The sequence below is a fragment of the Paenarthrobacter sp. NPDC056912 genome (genome assembly GCF_042786555.1).
GTDB lineage: Bacteria > Actinomycetota > Actinomycetes > Actinomycetales > Micrococcaceae > Arthrobacter.
On record NZ_JBHUCD010000001.1, the window covers coordinates 377,175 to 398,849 of the forward strand.

The following is a 21,675-nucleotide window of genomic DNA, read 5'->3' on the forward strand; positions in this document are numbered from 1 at the left end:
AGAGGGGTTGCCGTCGGCGAGTGTTTGTAGGGCTTTGTTACTTGGCGTCCCGCGAGGCGTCCCGCGGCGGGGCGAAGGCTATGTCCTCCGTGCGCTCAATGCTTCGTTGGATGGCTGCCTTGTCCACTCCAAGGAGGGACGTGAGCCACATGCCGTTCTGGATGACGACGATGTCGGCGGCGCGATCCCGGCATTCCAACCAGGAGAGTCCGGGCTGGGCGTTGCAGACGAGCCTGGCAACACCGTCGATGTACCGGTCGAAGGCGGCGGCATTGATCTCGGCGTAACCCTCGTCGGCCTGCGCCAGCGCCCAGAGGTGCAGACGCAGGGAAAGGTAACGGGTAGTCAAGAGGTCGGGACCGGCGACCCGGCGAAGGGCCTGACGAAGTTGCTCCTTGGGGTCCGAGCCAGGGTCCGAAGCCACGAGCAGGAGGTCGTCCTCATCCACGCGCCGGAGGGCGGCCCGGATCAGGCTTGTTTTGTCATCGTAGTAGTAGTTCACCAACCCCAGTGCCACGCCGGCTTCGCGGGACACGGCACGCATGCTGACACCGGCGATGCCGTGACGGGAGAGCAGCTCCATGGCCGCGTCGAGAATGCGGGACTGCTTGTCCAGCTGGCCACCGGAGTTCAACGTGTTTGTCCCCATATGGCCAGACTATTGCCAAAGGTGGCGGGAACGCACTTTGGGTCCGCGTCAATAACCCCCTGCAGCAATAAAGCCAACGACGGCGGTGCTGAAGACGGGCGCGGAGGCGGCAGGCCGGCGTCGTCCTCCCGTGGTCAAATTGACCCGTACCCAAGAATGGAGCGGACCCCAAGAATGGAGCGGACGGAGCGCCATGGTGTTGTTTGACGCATTAGAACGGCAGATTGTTGCTGCTCTGCAACTGGATCCGCGCTGTCCCTGGCGCAAGATGGCGGCCGTGCTGGGCGAGCCTGAACGGACGGTGGCTCGCCGCGGGTCCCAGTTGTTGGAGTCCGGCGCGGTGGCCGTGGTGGGTATCCGTCCCAGGCCAGCCGTGGTCCTGGTGGAGATGCGTTGCATGCCCGGGACGGTGCGTGCCGCAGCCCAGGCCCTTTCCCAGCGGGCCGACACCACGTTCGTCTACACCACCACCGGCACGGGTGACTGCGTTGCGGAGATACTGACCGAGCCGTCGCGCATGGCCGATGTGCTGTCCGATGAACTGCCCTCCACCCTGGGTTTGCGCGACTCCACCAGCTACCCCGTCCTCCGCTACTTCCGGACCATCCGGGGCTGGCGACCGGAGATCCTCAGCGCGGACCGCGTGGAGGCCCTCCGTTCCACTTTGACGGCCGACGCGGGCAGCCTGGTGGCCCAACTGGAGCTGAACCGTCAGGACACCGAGCTGGTGGACGCGTTGTGCGCCGATGGTCGCATGAGCTTCGAGGCCCTGGGCCGCAGGGTGGGTGTCTCGGAAGCCACGGCAAGGCGGCGCAGTGAGTGGCTTCTGGCCAACAACCAGCTCCATTTGCGGGCAATCGTTGAACCGGCGGCTTTTGGCCTGAGCGTCGAGGCGCTCCTCTGGATCCGGGCGTCACCGCACCATGTGGAGCAAGTGGGCAAGAACCTGGCCGAGCTCCCCATGGTCCGGTATGCCGCGGCGATAGCTGGCGATTACCAGATCGTCGCGGATGTCACCGTTGAGGACATGTCCTCCCTCTACCGCTTCATTACCGGCTCGGACTGGGCCCAGTACGCTTCCGGGGTGGACGTTTCCCTATTGTTGGACGCCCGCAAACGCGGCGGACGGCTTATGCGGACGTCGTCGTAGAAGCTGAGGGCCTCCGGGGCCAACCGGTGTGGCTCCGGCCGCTTCGATCCAGGAGCAGACCTGATCGGAGGCGGCCAGTATCGACTTCCAGTGGACCGTCGCTGTCCTGGTTGATTTCCCCGTGGAAGATCCCGAAGGGATCCGCGGCGACGTTCGGGGTTCATGCCTTGATTCCTTGGTAGATGGTGCACGGAACTGCCACGCCTGGAATCCCCGTTGAGACGCGATATCTCTGAACTTCGACGGTATGGAAGGTGGCACGCTCGGCGTCCCGGACCGGATCCCGATCCCAGCGGCACCCCCTGTTCAGTGCCGCAGAGATCGGCGATGCTGCCCGCTGAAAACGACTAGCTGTTTTGACAACCTCGCCGCCGAAGAAATGTCCGAGTTGGTTTCTTCCTACAAGCTCCTGGGGGAGGCGTTCGAAGATAGGGACGATGACGGAATGTTCGGTCTGGGCTTTCACATGGAAGATCCGCTTACGCTGATCAAATACAAGGCAGAACGGGCCGCCCAGGCCCGTCGTGAACTCGTTGCCGCCATCAAGCTGGCCCGCTACAAAGGCCACGACTGGAAAGAAATCGGCCCGACCTTGTGGGGGCGCCCGTAACCGTTTCCGGTGGTTACCAGCTGGCAGCCTTCGGCGCGGCGCTAATGGGCGGGGCAATCATTAGCAATGGGCTGAAAAACCTCCCCGCACCAGCTCTGCAGTCTTCCGGCTTAGGTGGGCAGTCGGCCTCTGCTGGCGGGTCAATGAGCTACCAGCCAGCCGTATACGCATCCGGAGACGTCTTCATCTCCTACCCCACGAGCGCGATCCGTACTGCGGCCGGAGGAGTAGGCGGAGGATTCGTCGCCACCTCACTCGGCGGCACACGGTTCACCTCACCAGGAGTACGCCAGGGCGCCCAGTCCACCGGAGACACACGCGGAGCCAACACCGGCGCAGCCCTAGCCGCACAAAACGCAAAAATGCACGCTGAGAGCATTGCGGCGACGGGTGCCCTGGGCCACGCGGCACAAGCCGCAGCAGCAGTTGCTGGCGTTTACATCATCCCGACTGCCACTCAGCCCTACGTTGGGCAGTCAAATAACATTGATAGGAGACTTAAGGAGCATGGGCGGTCTGGCAATTACACTCAGGAAGAAGTGGATGATGCCCAAAGGATCGCAGTTCCTGGTAGTAAGACCGATCGTGAGATTCGAGAGATGATCGAGATTTTGAAGAGAGGAGGAAAGGACAACACGAGAAACAAGGTCAACCCCCTAGGACCGACTAGGAAGGATCTACTGCCGTCGCCCTGGCAAGAGCTATATCGGTAGAATATTCGACATGAGATTTCCCTATGTGTTAGAAAGCCTACGAGCTTATGACGGGTATTCCCTAGAGGAGACTCCTATAGGGACGCGTCTTTTCGTCAACGGCTCATGGACACCGCAGACGGAGCGCTTAGTCGAGGACGGGAGCATACACACCTTAGTGCTCAACTTCGCCCACGGTTTTGTGGGTCCATCTCTGGATTTTCTCCGACCTTGGCCGCTGGCGGAGTTACATGTGCTTCTTCCCCCCATGAAGGACCTGTCGCCAATTCGCAGACTCAGAGAATCCCTGAAAGGTTTGCAGTTGGAGATCTTTCCGACGGGGGAAGGGGCGATTGATATTGAGGGTTTCCTCCGACTGGAAGAACTTGCCATCTCGTGGACGATGATCCAGGAGCAGGTCAGCAGCATAACGACCATAGAGCATCTCTACCTGGATCGTTACAGTAGCCAAGATCTCGTTCCGTTGGCTCCCCTGGTGTCATTGCGAAACCTACAGATGAAGGGGGGGCCCAAGCTCGAGTCATTGCATGGCCTGCGGGCCTTTTCGCGATTAGTGAGGTTGGCCGTTCACGGAGCCTCGCTGTTGGCCGATGATTCCGCTCTTCAGGGATCGCCCGCGGCCACTACGTTGACAGAATTGCAGCTGGAGTCCTGCAGGAAACTCTCAAATATCGAGAACGTCTCGCTTGCTTTGAATCTTGAAATTCTGAACATGGGTGACTGTGGAGATATTGAATCATTATCACCTCTCAGAAGGATGCGAAACCTGCAGAGCTTATCGCTCTATGAGTCAACGAGAATTGTGGATGGAGATTTATCGCCAGTCCTAGACCTTCCTAAGCTGACGGACTTCCGGATTGCCAGTCGCCGGAACTACAATCCATCGGTAACTGACATACAGCGCCTGCTCAAGGACCGCACTAGCTAGATCTCATGAATCTACGGGCTTGTTCGGCGGTTCCGTGTACATTTTTTGAAAGTTCAAGTAAGGAAATGAGAGAAAAATGGGTGCGTGGAGCTCTTCGATTTTTGGTAACGATGAAGCAGCAGATTTTTCGTATGAGTTTGATGACGCAACCAGCGTCGAGGCGGTGGTACCTATACTTGAACAGGCCATGGACAGAATCCTGAATGCTCGTGGGATCATCGACTCAAGTGATGGTGCGGTCGGCTTAGCAGCGGCAGCATTGGTCGTTGCGTGGGCGGAGCCTGATCTGTTGGGGAGTGATGCCGCTTACGCGCCGGACCCGTGGCCTCGGGTTAAGGACTCCCTACCGCGCCATCTAGACGTAAAGGCCGCCGCCGTGTTGGACAGTATGTCACGCACGGACTTGAATGAACTTGCAGAGCTATGGGCGGAGGCCGGCCAGTTATCTGAGTTTCAAACCGAGATCAGTCGTTGGCGTTCGAAACTTTAGGGATAATCTTCGAACCCGTGCGGCGTTGAACGGCCTCCCGTAAGCCGGTCGGCCACCGTGCCAGCGGAGACCTCATCTAGAATTCGTGCTGCTGGGTGCCCATGACATGTGCGTAGAACCAGCACGATGACCGGGAGTTCTGCAACTTTTCGGCGCCCCGCGGTTATCTCATCAATGGATCCGTTGATGAGACCTTCGTCGCCGAGACATCCCACCGTCTCGGTTCGGGGATTCTTGTTCGCTGCTTAGTCCCAGCAATGTGTCTCACCGCAGTGATTCTCAACATCAGAGTTTTTGATCCTTTGATAGGACCCGGAGAATTCTTTACGGCTACACGGGTGGTTGTGCCAAGGTACCTTGACAGGACGCCATCATGAGGACACGCTGACGCTATGGCAAGATACAGCGGCGGTCCGACTGTCCATCGAGCGATGAAAGGTCCTCGCGTGACAGGGGTGTCGAGGTCGAGCCCACAGGGCTGGAAGGCAGAGGTAGTCACCACGCTGAGGGCTATACAAGAGGTCCGCCAGGAATGCGACAACACTGAACTCACGACTGTGAAGCACGCGCGGAAAGCTGGCCTGTCGTGGGCGGAAATCGCGACTGCCCTCGGGGTTTCCCGCCAAGCGGTATGGGAGCGGTGGCATGAGATTGACGAGACCCTGCCCAAAAATGATGCGTGGGGGCCCGCCGCACTTTCCGACACCGGTTCTGAAAGCGCTATGGCGCCGGATAGCACGCCCGGATGAGGCAAATGAGGCTGCGGTACACGGGAGCCTGTCGGCTATGCGGAACCTCCCTCGCGGCGGGAACAGAAGCACTCTATGAGCGTGAGAGCAAGACCATCCGTTGCTTGGTGTGTGCCACGGAGTCGGGACAAGCACTCTCTCCGGGTCCGGAAGCAACACATGATGGAGTGCTGCCGCCTGCAGCCGGGACAGCAGGATCCTCGGCCCGCCGCGAGTATGAGCGCCGTAAGAGCAAGAACCAGGACTCTCTGCGCGAGAAATGGGGACCTTTCGGGGGCTTGGCTGTCGCGCTCTCTGATGAGCGGCCGTCCACCAAGTCCTGGTCTCAAGGCGCCATCGGTGAGGAACGCTTGGGCGCTCGGCTGAATGCGTTGGCCACGGAGGACCTGGCTGTGCTGCATGACCGGCGTATCCCGGGTTCGAAGGCCAACATCGACCACATCGTCATTACTTCCGGCGGGATCTGGGTAATTGATGCCAAACGGTATAAGGGGCGGCCTGAAGTGAAGATCGAAGGCGGCTTTCTTCGTGAAAGCGTCGAGAAGCTGCTCGTGGGCAAACGCGATTGCACGAAGCTCGTTGATGGTGTGCTCAGGCAGGTTGATGTCGTGCGGAACCATGTTGGGGATGTTCCGGTCAATGGCGCGCTGTGCTTCATCGACGCGGATTGGCCGCTGTTCGGGGGAGCGTTCACGACACGTGGCGTTGAAGTGCTCTGGCCGAAGCGGCTAGGCAAAGTACTTACAGCGAAGAGGACAGGCGACGTTGACGTGCCAAAGATGAGGAAATTAATAGCTTCGCGATTCAAGTCAGCCTGACGGTGGTGTCGATGGTCGCATATGCACGGAGGCACCGCTAAGGGATCACTGAACTGAGGACTACTTCGACGGACTCTCGTGTAGCCATATCGCGCGGTCCAAATCCCGCGGTTCGACAGAGAGCTCCGTGGCCGCGAGTTGGAGGAGCTGCCGTGTTCGTGCAGGGGTAAGTCTGTTGCCATCGCCGAGAACTCGGACGAGGTAGCGCTGCACCATCACGTCTGGTTTTGTTTCGGTGCTGACTCCTGCGTTCATGATCAGATATGACCAGGCAAGCGGGCCTAAGCCTTTGACGGAGAGCCACGCTGTCCTAGGGGCGGTACTTCCGTTGGCCGCGGCGGTTCGGAGATGTTCGGTGGTTGTTACGGCAGTGTCCAAGGCAGCGAGCCGGGAGAGGCCCTCGTAGATACCCTCGGGCCGCAGGCGGTTTGTTCCAGGGAGCTTGCTTTCGTTGCGCAAGATGTCACGGGCAAAGTCCACAGGGCCACCCGCACTGTCCATGGCCTCTATCAGGTCTGCGCCACTATCAGTGTCGGCCGTTGAGCGAAGCGCGCGGTACTTGGCAAGCACATTCGTCGCTGCGGCCGAGCTCCCACGTAGGGAGTAGGCCGAGTTCAGTGCGCAAAGCGCAAGAGAGCCGCGAAACTCCACCGGGGCAGTCCAACCGGGAGGATCGCCGAGATCCTCAGCAATGGCCTTCACGAGGAGATCTAGTTCAGTCATGCCCGGATCATAACTCGCGTTCGAGGGCGGCAGCGGGACCCTAAGACCAAAGGACCGTTCTGACGGCATGCCCTCACCCCGGAAAACTGGCCATTTGATCGGTCCGTGGCCGCATGCTCTGGTCAGGACGCGACCACGGCGCCGGAAAGAGGTGCGACGGCGGCGTACCCCGTCTGCTGCTCGAAGGCGCGGCCATAGCGGAGCAGCTGCATATCGGTGTAGTGGTTGCCGGCCAGCTGGAGACCTATGGGCAGTCCCGCAGAGCTGAAACCTGCCGGGACGCTCAGCACCGGCAGCCCGGTTGCGGACAAGAGGCAGGCCGAGCGCATCCAGTCCAAGTAGGTCTCCGAAGCAACTCCGGCTACCTCCAAGGGGTACCGCAGCGTCGCATCGAAAGGGAGGACTTGTGCGCATGGGCTGGCGAAGAGGTCGTAGCGGCCAAAGAACTCCTGGACGCTCCGTTCAAGCCGGCTCCGGGCGGCTGCCGTTTCGATGAGGTCCCGGGCGGTCAAAGCGAAACCCTTGTTCACGTTCCAGTGCACTTCTGGCTTAACCACATCCCCGGCGCGTTCCAGGATGGGGCCCAGGCCGGCGGCGAAGTCCATGGCGCGGGTGTTGCCGAACACCAGGTCTGCTTCGCTGAAGTCCGGCGTGGCCTCTTCAACGATCGCACCGAGGTCCTCGAAGATGGCCAGTTGCCGCTCCAGGTGCTCCAGGATTTCCGGCTCCACGGGCACTCCGATGCCAAAGTCGCGTGACCAGCCGATTCGCACGCCGCGCATGTCGGTTTCCAGGCCGGATCGAAAGACCTCGGGGTCGAGCCCTGCCGGGTGCGGCACCCGCGGATCCTTGCCGGCGGTGGCCGACATGAACAGTGCGATGTCGTCAACGCTCCTGGCCATGGGGCCCGTCCGTCCCAGCCACGCATAGGCGTTGACGTCGGACGGCATGGGGATCACCGCCGTCGACGGCCGGAACCCGACCACATTGCAGAAGGAAGCCGGGATGCGGAGCGAGCCGCCCATGTCGCTGCCGTCGCCGATGCTCTGCACCCTGGAGGCGACGACGGCGGCCACTCCGCCGCTGCTTCCGCCTGCGCTCAGAGTTGGCGCATAAGGATTGGTGGTGGTTCCGAAGAGGTCGTTGAACGTGTGCGAGCCAGCACCAAATTCCGGGACGTTGGACTTTCCGGTGCTGACCACCCCGGCTGCCTTCAACCGCGCAACGATGAGGTCGTCGGCGTCGGGAACGAAATCACGCAAGGCCAGCGAGCCCTGGGTGGTGCGCATCCCGGCGGTGTTGTTGGTGTCCTTGTGTGTCATGGGCAGGCCGTGCAGCGGCGGGAGCTCCGCGCCGGAAGCTGTGAGTTGGTCCGCACGATGAGCCAGTGCTTGCGCACCTTCGGCGTCGAGGGTGACCACGGCGTTGACCACGGGATTTACCTCGGCGATCCGCTCCAAATGCGCAGCCAAGGCCTCGCGCGCCGAGATTTTCTTCTCGCGGATGGCTGCGGTGAGTTCGACGGCGGACAGCTCGCCAATGGTGTCAGGCATGGTGCTCCTTTGCTGGGTATTCGCTGACTGAAAGTGTGCCGGGCCACATTCCGCCACGGAAGGCTCCGGCTTCAGTGGAGGCATCTTTGACTGTTTCGGCCAACACTTTGGCTGATTCCGTCAGCTATTGTTTGTGATCCGGCTCATAGCGGAAGGTGTTGCTAACTCGTTGGCCGATCTGGTTCGCGAGTCAGGATTCGCCCCAATGCAGCACGCACCCGTACAACGTGGTTCGGTCACGGACTTGCACCAGGGCATTCACCCGGAGGTTTCCATGCACCAACCCCTGGCACTGCAACCACTCGCTCTTCCGCTCGCAAATGACTCAACCGACGTCCTGGCCATCGCCAACAACCCCGTCCTGTGGATCTGTGTCGCGGGCGTCTTCGGCGTGATCATCATCCAGTCCGTCATCTTCATGAAAGCGGCCCGCCGCGCAGCTCCCTCCGTGGACATGAGCGCGCAAGACATCAAGACCTCGTTCCGCTCCGGTGCCGTCTCGGCGATCGGGCCGTCCTTGGCTGTCTCGCTCGTGGCCATCGCACTCCTGGGACTGTTTGGCGCTCCGGCAGTGCTCTCCAGGATCGGCCTGATCGGTTCCGCTGCCTACGACGTTTCCGCCGCGGGAATCGCTGCCGGATCCATGGGCGCCAAGCTCGGCGATGCCAGCTACACGCAGAGCGTGTTCGCGGTGGCGTTCTTCGCCATGAGCATCGGCGGCGCCATGTGGATGCTCGCAACCCTGATACTCACCCCGCTGCTGCGCAAAGGTGACGCCAAGATCCGCTCCGTGAACCCTGCTGCCATGGCCATTGTCCCGGCTGCCGCACTGATCGGCGCCTTCTCCTGCCTGGGACTCACGGAGCTGCCCAAGTCCGGCATCCACGTGCTGTCCTTCGTCGTCTCCGCAGCGGTCATGGGGCTGTGCCTGCTGTTGGCCAAGAAGCTCGGGAAGAGCTGGCTGCGTGAGTGGGGGCTTGGCTTCTCGATCGTCATAGGGCTTGGTGCCGCGTACCTCGCAGTGGGTCCGGCCGTCGGCGCGTGAGCGCACGCGGTGCCTGAGAACGACCAGTGCCTGAGAACGACCAGTGCCTGAGAACGACCAGTGCCTGAGTAGTGCCCCACCTCCCGCCTGCAGCCCTTACCGCTGAGCACGAAAGGAACACCCCTTATGACTTCCATGACTTCCGCTCCCACCGCCGTCACCAATACCGCCATGGCGGACTTCAACCGCACCACATCCCGCTGGGGCCAGATCACCATGATCTGCGGATTGCTGATTTCCGTCGTGGGCCCGCTCTACTTGGTCTTTGCCGGAGGCCTGGACATCGGCCCCGCCCAGCTCTGGATTGCCTTCGCAGCAGTCGCCGCAACGTTCGGCATCATCTGGATCGTTGAACCGCTGACATACTTCCCGATCCTCGGCCCGGCCGCGATGTACCAGGCTTTCATGATCGGCAACATCTCCAACAAGCTCCTGCCCGCAGCCCTCATCGCCCAAACCAACATCGGCGCAAAGCCGGGCAGCAAGCGCGCCGAGCTGGCCGCCGTCGTTGCTATCTGCGGAGCCGCCGTGGTCCACCTGATCTCGCTGGCGATCTTCGTTGGCCTGCTGGGCAGTTGGCTCATCAGCGTCATTCCGCCGTCGGTACTGCTTGTCACCCGCCTGTACGTGCTGCCCACCGTCCTTGGCGCGGTCTTGGTGCAGGCCATCGTGTCCATGAAGCAGCCCCGCACCACGGTCTTCGCGCTGGTGGTCTCGGCCGTCGTCGTGTTCGTGGTGCTGCCGTTGGTGCCGTCGCTGGCTATGGTGTCCACCGCCATCGCCGTGCTGGGAACCATCCTGCTGGCCTGGTTCTTCCGCGGAAAGTCGACCATCTCCGAGGCAAAGCCCATCCACATCGAGTAGGACCCCCAACCGACGAAACCGTAGAGCCCCAGACCAGGAAGACCAGACCAGAAAGACCAGACCAGAAAGACAGGACCAATGACTGGAACAGCCACCGCCCTTAAGCTCGATGCCGAACAGACCGCCAGGCTCCACGATCTCTACAAGCACCTGCACGCGCACCCGGAACTGTCCATGCAGGAATCCGCAACAGCTACGTTGATCGAGGATCAACTCGATGGCCTCGGGATCGTGCACTTCCGCTGCGGCGGCACTGGCGTGGTGGGGGTCCTCCGCAACGGTGACGGCCCCGTAGTGGCCTTTCGCGCGGATTCCGATGGCCTGCCCATCGAGGAAGCCACAGGACTCGATTACGCCAGCACGGACACCGGAACGCTGCCGGATGGCACCACGGTCCCCGTGATGCACGGCTGCGGGCACGACACCCACGTGGCCAGCCTGCTCGGCGCTGCGGAAATCCTGGCGGGGAACCGGGACGCCTGGTCCGGGACACTGGTCCTGATCTTCCAGCCGGGGGAGGAGACTGCCGCCGGTGCCCTGGCCATGCTCGACGACGGACTGTGGGACAAGGCTCCGAGGCCGGAAGTAGTGTTCGGTCAGCACGTCATGCCGCGCCAAGTGCGGACAGTCGCCATTTCAAGCGGACCCGTAGCCGCCATGGCAGACTCGCTTCGGGTCACGGTCCACGGGCAGCAATCGCACGGTTCGCAGCCGCAGGACTCCATCGATCCCATCGTCATGGCCGCGCACATGGTCACCCGGCTCCAAGGGATCGTGTCCCGTGAGCTTGACCCGCGGAAGTCCGCCGTCGTCACTGTTGGGACGTTCCATGCGGGACTGAAGGAAAACATCATCCCGGCCTCGGCCGAATTCACGCTCAATATCCGGACCTTCGACGAGGACGTCCGCGGGCAGGTTCTGGCCGCTGTCCGCCGTATCATCGAGGCCGAAGCTGCTGCTTCCGGGGCGCCCCGGCCGGAGATCGAGGAAATGTACCGCTTCCCGCAGTGCTTCAACGATCCCGACGCCGTTCCCTCCGTTGTGGAGGCACTGCGCGCCGAGCTGGGGGCGGAGTCGGTGGAGATCACCCCGCCGATGATGGGCAGTGAGGACTTCGGGCACCTGGGGACTGCGATCGGGGTGCCGTCCGTGTTCTGGATGTTTGGCGGAACCCCCGAGGGCGGACATTCCGGCCCCGGTCCAGTTCCCGTCAATCATTCTCCGTTTTTCGCCCCGGAACTCGAGGGCTCGCTGGCCGGGGGAGTCTCTGCCGCCGTCGCCGTCCTCATGTCGCGGCTGGGCTAGCATCGGACGGGTGACCACCCCGAATCCGTTAAGCTCACTTCACCTCGAAGCAATTCCAGCGGGAACCATTGAGCTGCGCGACGCCCGCTCCGGGGCATCCCGCCAGGTTGCCTTGGAACCGTTCTCCATAGGGCGGACACCTGTAACGGCGGCGGAATGGGAGGAGCTGAGCGGAGCCTTGGGCGGGGGGAACGGCAGCACGCCCGCCCACCCCGTTACCTGGTTCAACGCCATCAAATGGTGCAACCAGGCCTCAGCTGCCGTCGGTTTGGTGCCGGCCTATTCACTGGAAGACCGCGACGTCGTCTGGCACCTGGGTGCCGACGGCTTCCGCCTGCCGACAGAAGCAGAATGGGAATGGGCCTGCCGGGCGGGGACTACGGGACCACGGTACGGCGAGCTCGGCGACATCGCATGGACGGACGCGGACCAGGTGGACGGCCCGCAGGACGTCGCCGGGAAAGCCCCCAACACCTTCGGCGTCTACGACATGATCGGCAACGTCTGGGAATGGTGCTGGGATTTTGCGGATACCGCCCGCTACGGCGACTACCGGAGTCTGCGCGGCGGTGGCTGGGCGGATCCTGATTGGAGCTGCAGGGCCTCGGTCCGCCGGGGGAGTGCTCCTGACGCCGTGCTTGAAGACGTCGGCTTCCGGGTGGCCCGCGGTCCGGTTGGCACCATTGGTGCGGAGTCGGCGCAAGGCTGGTCCGGCGTCGACGATTGGCAGCGGGCGCAGATCCGCGGGCCGCTGCCAATCGGCTGGACTCCGCACCGAGGGTTGCGGAAGCCCTGACGGGGTGTCCTGCTACTTCATTCGCAGGCTGGTCGGGATCAGATAGACGTTCAGGTTGGCGGCGTCCATTCCTTTGAAGACCCACTTGGACGTCGACGCGAACACCGGGGTAACGTCTACCCGCTCCAGGAGAGCCTGCTCGGCGCTGAGGAAGTGCGAGCAGGATTCGTCCGCAGTGCTTGCCCGCGCCTGACGGGAGGCATCGCTGAAGGCAGTGTTCTGGATCGCTGCAAAGTTGCCGCCCTTGGGGGAGGCGGGTCCGCCGAAGAGGCCGGCGAACGGAAGCGGCGAGTCGGAGGAAACAATGGAGATGGTTGCATCCCATTCGGTTCCCGCGAACAGGATTCCCATCACCTGGGCAACGGGACGGGTGTCCACCTTGACCTTGACGCCAAGTTTCGTCCAGACGTCCTGGACGTATTCGGCGCCTTCCTTGGTCAGCGCGGCCTTCATGAGCCGGATTTCAAGCGGCTTGCCGTTCTTTTCATAGATGCCGTCCGCATTCTTGGCCCAGCCGCCACCCTTCAGGGTGGAGTTCGCCGCGTCCTGCCCGCCGTCGGGGATCAGGGGAGCGGTGGCCTTGGCATCTGTGCACACCTCGTTTTCGCCGCGCAGGGAATTGGGAACAATCCCGGTGCCGGCGGTCTGGACGGTGGTGAGTTCCTGGCGGTTGATGGCCTGGACAAGGGCCTTTCGGACGGCCGGATCCGCGCCCACAAGGCCCTCACGCTGGTTGAAGACCACATCGCCGGTCTCAAGGCTTGCAACCTTGGTAGTGAGGTCGGGGACTCCTTCGAAGCGCGGGAGCGCCTCGGGTGTGGCGATCATCGCGTTGGCGTCGCCGCCAAGCAGAAGGTTGGTCTGCGTGTTGGGGTCGGTCACCACCTTGAAGGTAATGGTGGACGGCATGCCCGAGCCTTGTGTCTTGGCGCCATCCGGCCCCCAGGTGTAGTCGTCACGCATCTTGAGGGTGTAGTGGTCGCCTTGAACAGCCTCGGTGAGGACATACGGGCCGGATCCCGCCGATGTTTTTGTCAGAGTGGCGGGGTTGTCCAAAGCGGCGTCGCAGATTATGGCGGGGCCGTTGCCGAATGCACGTTCGAGGAACGGCGAGGGAACAGTCAGGTCGACGTCCACGGTGCGGGCGGCTTCGTCGTAGCGGACGGTGTAGTCGGTGCTTCCGAAATAGACCGCCGTGAGCGGGGCGTTGAGTGCCGGATCCTTGGCGCGTTCGAATGTCCGGGCCACGGTCTTGGCGGTGACGGGTGTTCCATCGCTGCAGGTGACGTCGTTGCGAAGCGTGAATGACGCATGGGTCGGAGTCATTTTCCACGATTCGGCGACACCGGCATGCATCTCCTGGGTGGATTCATCGCGGTGCAGGAGTGTGTCGTAGAGGAACCTGCTGAGCGTTATGGACGGGGCGGCGTAGGCGAGTGTGGGATCGAGGGTGTCGAAGCCATCACCCAGGAGGATCGTGGCATTTTCTGCCCGTGCTGTCTGAACCGGGGGTGTACAGCTGGTGAGTGCGAGTGCCGCACAGAACCCCAACGCGGTTCCCGCAACAGTGACGGAGCGGCGAGGTCTTGAAGTTGGTACCACGGAAGTTCTCCTTGAAGTAAGACGGAGTCCTTTTCAACTTCGATTGTGAGTTGAAGGATTACATTAATAGTAGATGGCTAGCGCCTTGTTGCCTAGATCACAGCTCAAATATTTAACTGTGAGTCGAAGTATGGCTACTTTTGGTCCAAATGTGAGACGACCATCTTTCCCGCTTTCCAGACGCGCCTGACCGCACCCGGTGTTGCGATCAGGGCGGCATCATCCTCCAAGGAGACACCGACCTCGAGGAAATCGGCGTCGGCACCGGCGCGCAGCCGGCCTGAAGCCAGGGCCGAGTCGCCCAAAGTTGATGCGGCAACCGAGGTAGCCGCCCGCAATGCGTCCACGGGGGAAAGGCCTGCCTCCTGCAGATGTCCTATTTCGTCGATTCCCCGTTCCTGCGGGGTGGGAGAATCCGGCCCTGAAGTCCCGAAATCGGACCCCGCAGCGATGGGAACGCCTGCGGCGTAGGCCAGCTGGACGCTGGAGCTGGATCTTTCCACCGCGTCCCTCAGCTTGTCGGCGGCCGCGGCGGAAAGGGCAGCAGAACGTCGCAGCATGCTGCGACCAACAGAAAGGGTGGGTACCAGGATGACGCCCGCTTCCAGCATGGCGTCAACGCATTCCTGATCGAGGTAAGTGCCATGCTCGATGGTTCGAACGCCGGCCCTGACGCTGGCCAGGATGCCGGCCTTGCCGGTCGCGTGAGCCATGACGGTGCGTCCCGTCAGAGATGCCTCCTCGACGATTGCCCGCAGTTCCGCGTCTGAGAAGTGCTGGTGATGCGGGCTGTCATGGGCGCCGAGGATTCCTCCAGAGGCGCACACTTTGATGACGCGGGCGCCTTTGCGGATCTGGAGCCGAACCGCCCGAATGCATTCGTCAACGCCATCGCACAAATGAAACTGGGGTGGATGGGGATCACCGGTGAGCCACTCGAGCGGCGCACCGGGCAGATCGCCGTGTCCTGCAGTGGGACTCAGGACGGCGCCGGCGCCATAGATCCGCGGCCCTATGACAGTGCCTTCCTCGATGGCGGCTGCGAGGTGGACACCGTAGCCGCCGGCCTCGCGCACGCTGGTAAATCCCGCGGCGAGCAGGCGTTCGGCGTCCTTGGCCACGCGCATGCCTGCGACGGCATCGCGTGTTTGGAGCATCTCCGCCATGGTCATCTGCCGAACGCCGAAGAAATGCGTATGAACGTCCCACAGCCCGGGAGTGAGCGTGGCAACAGCGTCCGCGGAGAGGCTTTGGTACTCCGGCGGCAGCTCCGCACGCGGTCCGGCGAAAATGATGGTGGGTCCGTCAACTACCAGTGAGGCGTCGCGGACAAACCCTTCGCCGTCGAACATGGAGGCGGCGTCAATGCGGAAGGTCATGGTGCAGTTCCCTGTTCGTTCGTGGATATTCGGCTAGTTGGTCGACGTCGATGGCGGTGCCCCAGCCAGGCTCATCGGAGAGGATCAAGTGCCCGTCGGTGATGACCGGCGGTTGTGTCAAGAACGTGTCAATCCAAGGGGCTTCGTCCATGCGGACTTCCAGGACGGCTACGTTGGAGAAGGCGGCCGCGAAGTGTGCGCTCATCAGCGTCCCGAGGTGGCCCACCGGATTATGGAGTCCGACGTTCAAGCCGTAGGCCTCTGACAGGTGGGCGATCTTCGATGACTGCACCGCACCGTTCCAGAGGACGTCGATGAGTGGAACGTCCACTGAGCGTGCCTCCAGGTAGGGCCGGTACGCCTGCGCCCCGTAGAGGGACTCGAGAGAGGCGATCGGCATCGTGGCGCTGCGCTTGATCTCCTGCAGAGCTCCTGGCTCAGGGCCGTCGAGTTCCAGCCAGCGGAGGCCGCGTCCGTCGAGCTCCCGGGCAAGCCTGCGGTAGCCGTCCGCCCGCAACATGAAGTTCACGTCCAGCATGATCTCCACGTCAGGACCCAGGCTGTCCTGGAGGACATCGAGCTGGGCATGGACGTCGCGGATGAGTTGGAGGCTCAGATGGGAATCGAAAAGCCCCGGACCCAGCTTCAGTCCATTGCCGTACATCGACAACCGCCCGTCAACCTGGCAGAGAGGGTTGGTCTTTACGGCCCGAATGCCATGGGATCGAACCTCGCTGGCCAGGCGGGACAGATCTTCCATTGATTCCAGGGGTTCGAAGCCATGGGCTCTCTTGAAGAACCCGGCAAAGGCTGCCCGGAAGCTGCCATAGTGCGTCCAGTAGATGGGGATCCGTGTGCGGAACGGCCCGCCGAGCAGCTTGGACACGGGCAAGCCCAGTGCCTTGCCCTGAACGTCCAAGCACGCATTCTCGATCGCGGCAATTGCTTGGTGGAGATTTCCGCCGGATGCCACTTTGGTGGTGGCGTGCAGTGTGTCGCTGATGACGCCCGGCATGGACGGATCGAAGCCGTGTTCTTGGAGGACGGCGATCAGCGATGTTATCGAGGGGGCGATGGGGGCGCCGTTGAATTGGTCGTAGTACTCGCTCCACCCTTCGATTCCGTCGTCTGTGGTGATCCTTAAGTACTTCGCGGTGCGATATCCGGCATCGGCTGTAAAGATGCTCGCCTCAGCGATGCGCATGGGTTGCCTTTCGTCCCTTGCCCGCGCTGTTCAGCCCGGGACCCTACGTGCAATGTGACTCAATTTCTCCACAGAGTCAAATACTTCAACTGTCAGTAGAAAAATTACCTCACTGACTCGTTGTCTCGATGCTTCACGTTTCTGCTTACAGATTGTTTAACAGTGGGCCTCAATGAGTTGGCAAACCGTACAGCTTGTGCAGAGAAATATGAACAGGTTGCTAGTCCTCGGAATCCTGCTTAGCCTGCTTGCACCAGGGGCCATCGCGCCCCTTGGCGGCCCCAGAAGGAGAGCACACTGAAATCTTCACACCGAGCGGGACTCGAAAACTTCCCTCCCTATCGCCAGGGAAAGACGCCCCAAAGCATCAACGGATTTGAGCCGCACAAGCTCTCATCCAATGAGAACCCCTTCCCGCCCCTGCCCTCCGTCGTGGCAGCAGTGGCCCAGGAACTGGGAAACATCAACCTCTACCCGGACATCGGGGCAGCGGAGCTCCGGCATTCCCTGGCGCTGCACTGGTCCGTAAGTCCGGAGAACATCGCTGTGGGCGCCGGTTCCGTAGAGGTCGCCTCGCAAATCATCCATGCGGTGACTAATCCGGGTGATCTGGTCATGTTCGCTTGGCGTTCGTTTGAGGCATACCCGCTCCTGGCGACAGTGGCAGGGGCAGTACCCCAGCCCATTGCCTTGAATCCAGAGGGCGGCCATGACTTGGACGCCATGGCCGCGGCTGTCACCGCCCGGACCAAGCTGGTCTTCCTCTGCAATCCGAACAACCCCAACGGTGTGGTTTTGGAAAGCGCCGCAGTGGAGGCGTTCCTGCAGAAGATTCCCTCCGATACCGTCGTGGTGCTGGACGAGGCCTACATCCAGTTCAACCGTTCTGCAGACACCGCGATCGGCATTGAGCTGTTCCGCAAGTATCCGAATGTGGCCGTGCTGCATACCTTTTCCAAGGCATACGGCCTTGCGGGCCTGCGCATTGGATACGCGATCGCAGCGTCGTCGCTGATTGAGAATCTCCAAAAAGTTGCCGTGCCTTTCGCCGTGTCAGCCCTGGCCCAACGAGCGGCCATGGAGTCGCTGCGGTCAGGGGCCGAACTTCAGGAGCGGGTAGACGTCATCGTCTCCGAGCGTCGACGGGTCACCGACGGACTGCTCGACGCCGGTCTGCCGGTTTGGCCCTCAGAAGCGAACTTTGTCTGGATTGACAGCGGCAGCGGCACTGCAGCCCTGGCGGAAGTCTTGGCGGGGCACGCCTTGTCTGTCCGGGTCTTTCCAGAGGAAGGGCTCCGGGTCACCATCGGCTCACCCGAGGCCAATGACCGACTTCTTGATGCCGCCAGGCAGGCGGCCGAATCTTTTGACACCGTCCCAAGCCAAAGGAGCTGACATGACGAAAACTTTGAACATTTCCGACGTCGTCGCGGATGTTTGCGCACGGCACACGGACATCGTCTTCGGGCTGATGGGCAACGGCAACGCCTTCTTCACCAGCAACCTCACCGCCCGCGGCGTTGCCTACGTCAGTGCGCGGCACGAGGCCGGAGTGGTCGCGATGGCGGATGGCTACTACCGGGCATCCGGAAAGGCTGCAGTCGCCACGGTGACGTACGGGGCCGGATTCACGAATTCACTGACTGCCCTGACCGAAGCCGCCAAGGCGCGGACGCCCATGGTGGTTGTTGTCGGGGAAGCGCCCACCAGCGGTGCGCGCCCTTGGGACGTTGACCAGTTGCAGGTTGCCCGGGGTCTGGGGGTTGAAACGCTCGTCGTCGGCGGCGCCGATACCGCACGCGTCACCGAGGCCGCGTGGTCGATGGCCCAAAAGGACCGGCGTCCTGTCATCGTTTCCATCCCCTATGACTTGGCCGATCAGCCGGCGGGTCCCCAGGAAGCTGCAGGGCACCTCAAGGAACCCGCGGCTCTGCAAGGGGCTGCAGCCACCAGGCAGGACGGAACTGGCCCGTCGTCGATCGCTAGTGACGTCCGCCGGATCGCCGCCGTGCTGGCTGACGCCAAACGCCCGCTGATCCTAGTGGGCCATGGCGCCGTCGTTTCCGGCGCGGGGGACTCCCTGACCGAACTCGGTGACAAGCTTGGCGCCTTTTTCGCTACGACCGTCAGGGCGCGGAAGTACATCGATTCCCCGTGGGATCTGGGCATCGCGGGTGGGTTCGCCAACGGGGGATCGCTGGAAACAATGCGATCGGCCGACGTCGTGCTGGTAGCCGGTGCCAGCTTGAATCCTTTCCAGACGCGCTATGGCTCACTCTTCGCAGACGATGCGGAAGTCATCCAGATTGACGAGTTGGAGACGGCAACGAACCCCCGCGTCACACGCTTCCTGCAGGCCGATATTGCCGCCGTAGCCTCCACGCTGGCTGCAACGGCGGGGCCGGCGAAGGACGGGTGGCGTGCTAGGAACGCCGAGGTTCTCCCCGAAAGCCTCTTCACCAGCGACCCGGTGGAGGAATACCTGCCCGACGGGCGGCTGAATCCCCGGGCAGTGGCGCAACACCTGGAGTCCTTGTTGCCCCTGGAGCGGACCATCGTCCAGGACGGGGGGCATTTCTGTGGCTGGGTGCCCATGTATTGCCAGGCTCCTGACCCCCAGGGGCTCATGATGGTGGGCACGGCCTTCCACTCCATAGGTCTCGGAATTCCTGCAGCAGTGGGGGCCGCTGTGGGGCGCCCGGACCGTCTGACGGTCCTGATTTCCGGTGATGGGGGCGCACTCATGGCCCTTGCGGATCTGGATTCCGCGGTGCGGACCATTCCAAGCGGGGTGATGGTGGTCTTCAACGATGCTGCCTACGGCGCGGAGATCCACCAGTATGCGGCCCGGGGACTGGACGATACGGCCATGCAGATAGAGGAAGTCGACTTCAGCGCCGTGGGCCGGGCCTTGGGGGCGCAAGGCGTCAAGGCGCGGTCGTTGGCGGACTTCAAGGCACTGGAGGTGTGGCTGGCCGACGGCGCCCAGGGCCTGTTTATCCTTGACGTCGCCATATCCCAGCACGAAGTAGCCGAGTACATGCAGGAAAGCATGGCGGCCATCCTGGGAAAGTAAGGCTGTAGGGCGGCGCTCACCGCCCTACAGGCTGTTTCCTTCAGCCTCGATTTCGTTGAGGTAGTTGTAGATGGTGTGCCGTCCAACCTCAAGTCGCTGGGCGGCAAGTTCCACCCCTTCGCGGATCGTGAAGAAGCCCCTTGCCCGCAAATCGCGTACTACCTCGATCTTGTGCTGCTTCTTCATCAATTCCACCGGCACCCCTGATTCGCCGATGGCAGCTTGCAGGATTCCCGCTGACAACGCTTCAACAGTGGCGGGGAACGTTTCGTTCCTGGGTGCCGGCTGCGCCCGGAGTGCCGGGTCGATGGTGGTGATGGCGGACATGCGGCGCAGTAATTCCTGGGCCTCCAACACCTTGTCGATGTCAGTGTTGATGCACAGGCAAGCGACCGCCCGGCCTGAGGCGCCGCGGAAGAAGATGCTTGAAGAACGCATCTGAACGCCCGAATCTGACTCGGTCCGGTAGCCGATGAGATGCTCGTTCCAGCCCGAGGTGAAGTTCCGCAGGCCAAGATCCGTGGGAGGGCCGCCCACGCCGCGTCCTGTGATGTCGCCGGCGATTGCCTCAATCGTGAACGGCAGCTTGGTGAGGTTGTGCAGGACAACTTCGCTGCGGGGTTCCCAGGCGGCTGCCAGCGCAGCGACTATGGGGCCGACGGTCTCGGTTACCCTGCGCGCATCCTCGCGATCCTCGTCCGTGAACGCTGCGGCCGCGACAGTGTCGTCGCCGATTCCGATGTCGGTGCTGTTCTGGATGACCATGGCTCTCCTTCGATGTCTCTATCGATATTGTGCATGAGAAATCGAAGAACCGTCAGGTCTTGCGCCCTTCAGTAGCGAATCAATCCAAAAATCTGTCAGGTCTTCTATTCCTGGTGCAATAGTTCTATTATGAGTCGAAACGCGACAGTGGAGTTGTTGTACTCCATGTCGCCGATTCGAGGAGTACACATGCACCACAACGCTCACCCAAGTTGCTGCCCGGCAACTGCCATCGGCCGACGGACAGGTACCAAATGAGTGCCGCCGCCCTCAGCACCGCAGGACTCCAGCCGGCAAAGCGGCGCATCCGCTCTCCCTGGGCCGGATTCATCCTCCGCAGGCTCGTATCGTTCTTCGTCTCGCTCTGGTTCATCTTGACGCTCGTCTTCTTCCTCGTGCGCGCCATCGGCGGCGACTCGATTCGAGCCGCGGCCGGAATCATGGCGACACCCGAGTACATCGCTGCCAAGAGGGAACAGTTCGGTCTGGACGACCCGATCCTGGTGCAGTATGGCGACTTCTTCCAGCGCATCATCCACCTGGATTTCGGAAACTCCCTCTCCACAGGCCAGCCGGTCATCTCCGAGATTGCCGTGCGCTTCCCGTACACCGCCCAGCTGGGAGGCTATTCCTTCCTGCTGGCCATCCTGCTGAGCGTTCCGCTGGGCATGGCCATGGCCGTCAGGACCCAGGACGGACGGGGTTCCCGCGGCGAAGCGGTCTTCAACGCCGTCACAGGTTTCTTTGCAGCCGTTCCCGACTTCCTGATCGCCATCGGACTCATCCTCGTGTTCGCCGTCGGCCTCCACTTGGTGCCGGCAGCCGGCGGGAGCGGTCCCGTAGCGTTCATCCTCCCCGTCATCACAGTCTCCACCGGTCTTGTCGCAGTGCTTTCCCGGCTGGTGAAATCGGAAACTGCGCGGGTTCTGAAAGAGGAGTACGTCCGAACGGCCAGGGCGAACCAGCTTTCTCCCACGGTCGTGCTCGGGCGCCACGTCCTCCCCAACGTGCTGACGGCAACATTGACGTTTACCGGCATGGTGCTCGCGTCGCTGCTTGGCGGTGCGATCATCACGGAGACTGTCTTTGCCTGGCCGGGCATCGGAAACCTGCTGGTCAAAGCCATCCAGCTCTACGACTTCACCCTGCTTGAGGGCCTGGTGGTCGTTATTTCGGGTTTCTCCTTGATCATCCTGCTCTTGGTCGACGTGCTCCTCGTCATTGTCGACCCCAAATCACTCATGCTCAGGAGCTGA

General features: G+C 62.1%; 21 protein-coding genes. 14 read left to right on the forward strand and 7 right to left on the reverse strand.

Translation table 11 applies throughout. The annotated features are described in order from the left end of the window. Nucleotides 1-37: 37 nt before the first annotated feature. A complete protein-coding gene (locus ACFRJ9_RS01740; RefSeq protein WP_377663749.1) occupies nucleotides 38-649 on the reverse strand; it encodes a TetR/AcrR family transcriptional regulator in 612 nt (203 codons plus the stop codon). 193 nt (nucleotides 650-842) lie between these two features. Here ACFRJ9_RS01740 and ACFRJ9_RS01745 point away from each other — a divergent pair, with 193 nt between their 5' ends. The 7 genes from ACFRJ9_RS01745 (at nucleotide 843) to ACFRJ9_RS01775 (ending at nucleotide 6,107) form a co-directional block, all read left to right on the forward strand. Then, the gene (locus ACFRJ9_RS01745; protein ID WP_377663751.1) at nucleotides 843-1,799 is read left to right on the forward strand and encodes an Lrp/AsnC family transcriptional regulator; all 957 of its coding nucleotides are present in this window, start codon (nucleotides 843-845) and stop codon (nucleotides 1,797-1,799) included. Nucleotides 1,800-2,046: 247 nt separating this feature from the next. Further along, on the forward strand, nucleotides 2,047-2,409 hold the full coding sequence (locus ACFRJ9_RS01750) for a hypothetical protein (protein ID WP_377663753.1): 363 nt from the start codon (nucleotides 2,047-2,049) through the stop codon (nucleotides 2,407-2,409). Nucleotides 2,410-2,552: 143 nt separating this feature from the next. Continuing rightward, nucleotides 2,553-3,122, forward strand: coding sequence for a GIY-YIG nuclease family protein (locus ACFRJ9_RS01755; RefSeq protein WP_377663755.1), 570 nt, complete (start codon nucleotides 2,553-2,555; stop codon nucleotides 3,120-3,122). Between the two features lie 157 nt (nucleotides 3,123-3,279). Next, a complete protein-coding gene (locus tag ACFRJ9_RS01760; protein WP_377663757.1) occupies nucleotides 3,280-4,050 on the forward strand; it encodes a hypothetical protein in 771 nt (256 codons plus the stop codon). A gap of 76 nt (nucleotides 4,051-4,126) precedes the next feature. Continuing rightward, nucleotides 4,127-4,540: a DUF4259 domain-containing protein gene (locus ACFRJ9_RS01765; protein WP_377663759.1), complete on the forward strand. Its 414-nt coding sequence runs from the start codon at nucleotides 4,127-4,129 to the stop codon at nucleotides 4,538-4,540. A gap of 431 nt (nucleotides 4,541-4,971) precedes the next feature. Then, entirely contained in the window at nucleotides 4,972-5,289 is a 318-nt protein-coding gene (locus ACFRJ9_RS01770; protein WP_377663761.1) for an AsnC family protein, read from the forward strand. After that, on the forward strand, nucleotides 5,286-6,107 hold the full coding sequence (locus tag ACFRJ9_RS01775) for a nuclease-related domain-containing protein (RefSeq protein WP_377663762.1): 822 nt from the start codon (nucleotides 5,286-5,288) through the stop codon (nucleotides 6,105-6,107). The genes ACFRJ9_RS01770 and ACFRJ9_RS01775 overlap by 4 nt, the downstream gene beginning before the upstream one ends. A 60-nt stretch (nucleotides 6,108-6,167) precedes the next feature. Here the strand turns inward: ACFRJ9_RS01775 and ACFRJ9_RS01780 are convergent, their stop codons facing one another. Beyond that, nucleotides 6,168-6,830: a hypothetical protein gene (locus tag ACFRJ9_RS01780; RefSeq protein WP_377663764.1), complete on the reverse strand. Its 663-nt coding sequence runs from the start codon at nucleotides 6,828-6,830 to the stop codon at nucleotides 6,168-6,170. A 122-nt stretch (nucleotides 6,831-6,952) separates the two neighbouring features. Further along, complete coding sequence (locus ACFRJ9_RS01785) at nucleotides 6,953-8,383, reverse strand: amidase (protein ID WP_377663766.1); 1,431 nt, start codon at nucleotides 8,381-8,383, stop codon at nucleotides 6,953-6,955. A 274-nt stretch (nucleotides 8,384-8,657) separates the two neighbouring features. On the opposite strand from ACFRJ9_RS01785, the gene ACFRJ9_RS01790 reads away from it, so the two are divergent. The 4 genes from ACFRJ9_RS01790 to ACFRJ9_RS01805 all read left to right on the forward strand — a co-directional run bounded on the left by ACFRJ9_RS01790 (nucleotide 8,658) and on the right by ACFRJ9_RS01805 (nucleotide 12,393). Continuing rightward, nucleotides 8,658-9,428, forward strand: coding sequence for a DUF5058 family protein (locus ACFRJ9_RS01790; RefSeq protein ID WP_377663865.1), 771 nt, complete (start codon nucleotides 8,658-8,660; stop codon nucleotides 9,426-9,428). A gap of 126 nt (nucleotides 9,429-9,554) precedes the next feature. Then, complete coding sequence (locus ACFRJ9_RS01795) at nucleotides 9,555-10,292, forward strand: hypothetical protein (protein WP_377663768.1); 738 nt, start codon at nucleotides 9,555-9,557, stop codon at nucleotides 10,290-10,292. Between the two features lie 78 nt (nucleotides 10,293-10,370). Beyond that, nucleotides 10,371-11,597: an amidohydrolase gene (locus ACFRJ9_RS01800; RefSeq protein ID WP_377663770.1), complete on the forward strand. Its 1,227-nt coding sequence runs from the start codon at nucleotides 10,371-10,373 to the stop codon at nucleotides 11,595-11,597. A gap of 10 nt (nucleotides 11,598-11,607) precedes the next feature. Beyond that, a complete protein-coding gene (locus tag ACFRJ9_RS01805) occupies nucleotides 11,608-12,393 on the forward strand; it encodes a formylglycine-generating enzyme family protein (RefSeq protein ID WP_377663772.1) in 786 nt (261 codons plus the stop codon). 12 nt (nucleotides 12,394-12,405) lie between these two features. Here ACFRJ9_RS01805 and ACFRJ9_RS01810 read toward each other — a convergent pair whose 3' ends face one another. The 3 genes from ACFRJ9_RS01810 to ACFRJ9_RS01820 form a co-directional block, all read right to left on the reverse strand. Then, nucleotides 12,406-13,995, reverse strand: coding sequence for an ABC transporter substrate-binding protein (locus ACFRJ9_RS01810; protein WP_377663774.1), 1,590 nt, complete (start codon nucleotides 13,993-13,995; stop codon nucleotides 12,406-12,408). Between the two features lie 134 nt (nucleotides 13,996-14,129). Then, nucleotides 14,130-15,374, reverse strand: coding sequence for an amidohydrolase family protein (locus ACFRJ9_RS01815; RefSeq protein ID WP_377663776.1), 1,245 nt, complete (start codon nucleotides 15,372-15,374; stop codon nucleotides 14,130-14,132). Beyond that, a complete protein-coding gene (locus tag ACFRJ9_RS01820; RefSeq protein ID WP_377663778.1) occupies nucleotides 15,358-16,578 on the reverse strand; it encodes a mandelate racemase/muconate lactonizing enzyme family protein in 1,221 nt (406 codons plus the stop codon). Before ACFRJ9_RS01820 ends, ACFRJ9_RS01815 begins: the two co-directional genes overlap by 17 nt. Nucleotides 16,579-16,875: 297 nt before the next feature. Here ACFRJ9_RS01820 and hisC point away from each other — a divergent pair, with 297 nt between their 5' ends. Beyond that, complete coding sequence (hisC, locus tag ACFRJ9_RS01825) at nucleotides 16,876-17,973, forward strand: histidinol-phosphate transaminase (RefSeq protein WP_377663867.1); 1,098 nt, start codon at nucleotides 16,876-16,878, stop codon at nucleotides 17,971-17,973. Between the two features lies 1 nt (nucleotide 17,974). After that, a complete protein-coding gene (locus ACFRJ9_RS01830; RefSeq protein WP_377663780.1) occupies nucleotides 17,975-19,654 on the forward strand; it encodes a thiamine pyrophosphate-binding protein in 1,680 nt (559 codons plus the stop codon). Between the two features lie 24 nt (nucleotides 19,655-19,678). Here ACFRJ9_RS01830 and ACFRJ9_RS01835 read toward each other — a convergent pair whose 3' ends face one another. Further along, nucleotides 19,679-20,419 (reverse strand): transcriptional regulator, encoded by a 741-nt coding sequence (locus tag ACFRJ9_RS01835; RefSeq protein ID WP_377663782.1) that lies wholly within the window; start codon nucleotides 20,417-20,419, stop codon nucleotides 19,679-19,681. Between the two features lie 254 nt (nucleotides 20,420-20,673). On the opposite strand from ACFRJ9_RS01835, the gene ACFRJ9_RS01840 reads away from it, so the two are divergent. After that, entirely contained in the window at nucleotides 20,674-21,675 is a 1,002-nt protein-coding gene (locus ACFRJ9_RS01840; RefSeq protein WP_377663784.1) for an ABC transporter permease, read from the forward strand.

Coding starts and splice junctions, on each gene's coding strand:
- ACFRJ9_RS01790 (WP_377663865.1), top strand. CDS start 8,658: ATGCACCAACCCCTGGCACTGCAACCACTCGCTCTTCCGCTCGCAAAT.
- ACFRJ9_RS01745 (WP_377663751.1), top strand. CDS start 843: ATGGTGTTGTTTGACGCATTAGAACGGCAGATTGTTGCTGCTCTGCAA.
- ACFRJ9_RS01815 (WP_377663776.1), bottom strand. CDS start 15,374: ATGACCTTCCGCATTGACGCCGCCTCCATGTTCGACGGCGAAGGGTTT.
- ACFRJ9_RS01795 (WP_377663768.1), top strand. CDS start 9,555: ATGACTTCCATGACTTCCGCTCCCACCGCCGTCACCAATACCGCCATG.
- ACFRJ9_RS01740 (WP_377663749.1), bottom strand. CDS start 649: ATGGGGACAAACACGTTGAACTCCGGTGGCCAGCTGGACAAGCAGTCC.
- ACFRJ9_RS01830 (WP_377663780.1), top strand. CDS start 17,975: ATGACGAAAACTTTGAACATTTCCGACGTCGTCGCGGATGTTTGCGCA.
- ACFRJ9_RS01765 (WP_377663759.1), top strand. CDS start 4,127: ATGGGTGCGTGGAGCTCTTCGATTTTTGGTAACGATGAAGCAGCAGAT.
- ACFRJ9_RS01820 (WP_377663778.1), bottom strand. CDS start 16,578: ATGCGCATCGCTGAGGCGAGCATCTTTACAGCCGATGCCGGATATCGC.
- ACFRJ9_RS01750 (WP_377663753.1), top strand. CDS start 2,047: ATGGAAGGTGGCACGCTCGGCGTCCCGGACCGGATCCCGATCCCAGCG.
- ACFRJ9_RS01835 (WP_377663782.1), bottom strand. CDS start 20,419: ATGGTCATCCAGAACAGCACCGACATCGGAATCGGCGACGACACTGTC.
- ACFRJ9_RS01780 (WP_377663764.1), bottom strand. CDS start 6,830: ATGACTGAACTAGATCTCCTCGTGAAGGCCATTGCTGAGGATCTCGGC.
- ACFRJ9_RS01770 (WP_377663761.1), top strand. CDS start 4,972: ATGAAAGGTCCTCGCGTGACAGGGGTGTCGAGGTCGAGCCCACAGGGC.
- ACFRJ9_RS01800 (WP_377663770.1), top strand. CDS start 10,371: ATGACTGGAACAGCCACCGCCCTTAAGCTCGATGCCGAACAGACCGCC.
- ACFRJ9_RS01755 (WP_377663755.1), top strand. CDS start 2,553: ATGAGCTACCAGCCAGCCGTATACGCATCCGGAGACGTCTTCATCTCC.
- ACFRJ9_RS01840 (WP_377663784.1), top strand. CDS start 20,674: ATGAGTGCCGCCGCCCTCAGCACCGCAGGACTCCAGCCGGCAAAGCGG.
- ACFRJ9_RS01785 (WP_377663766.1), bottom strand. CDS start 8,383: ATGCCTGACACCATTGGCGAGCTGTCCGCCGTCGAACTCACCGCAGCC.
- ACFRJ9_RS01775 (WP_377663762.1), top strand. CDS start 5,286: ATGAGGCAAATGAGGCTGCGGTACACGGGAGCCTGTCGGCTATGCGGA.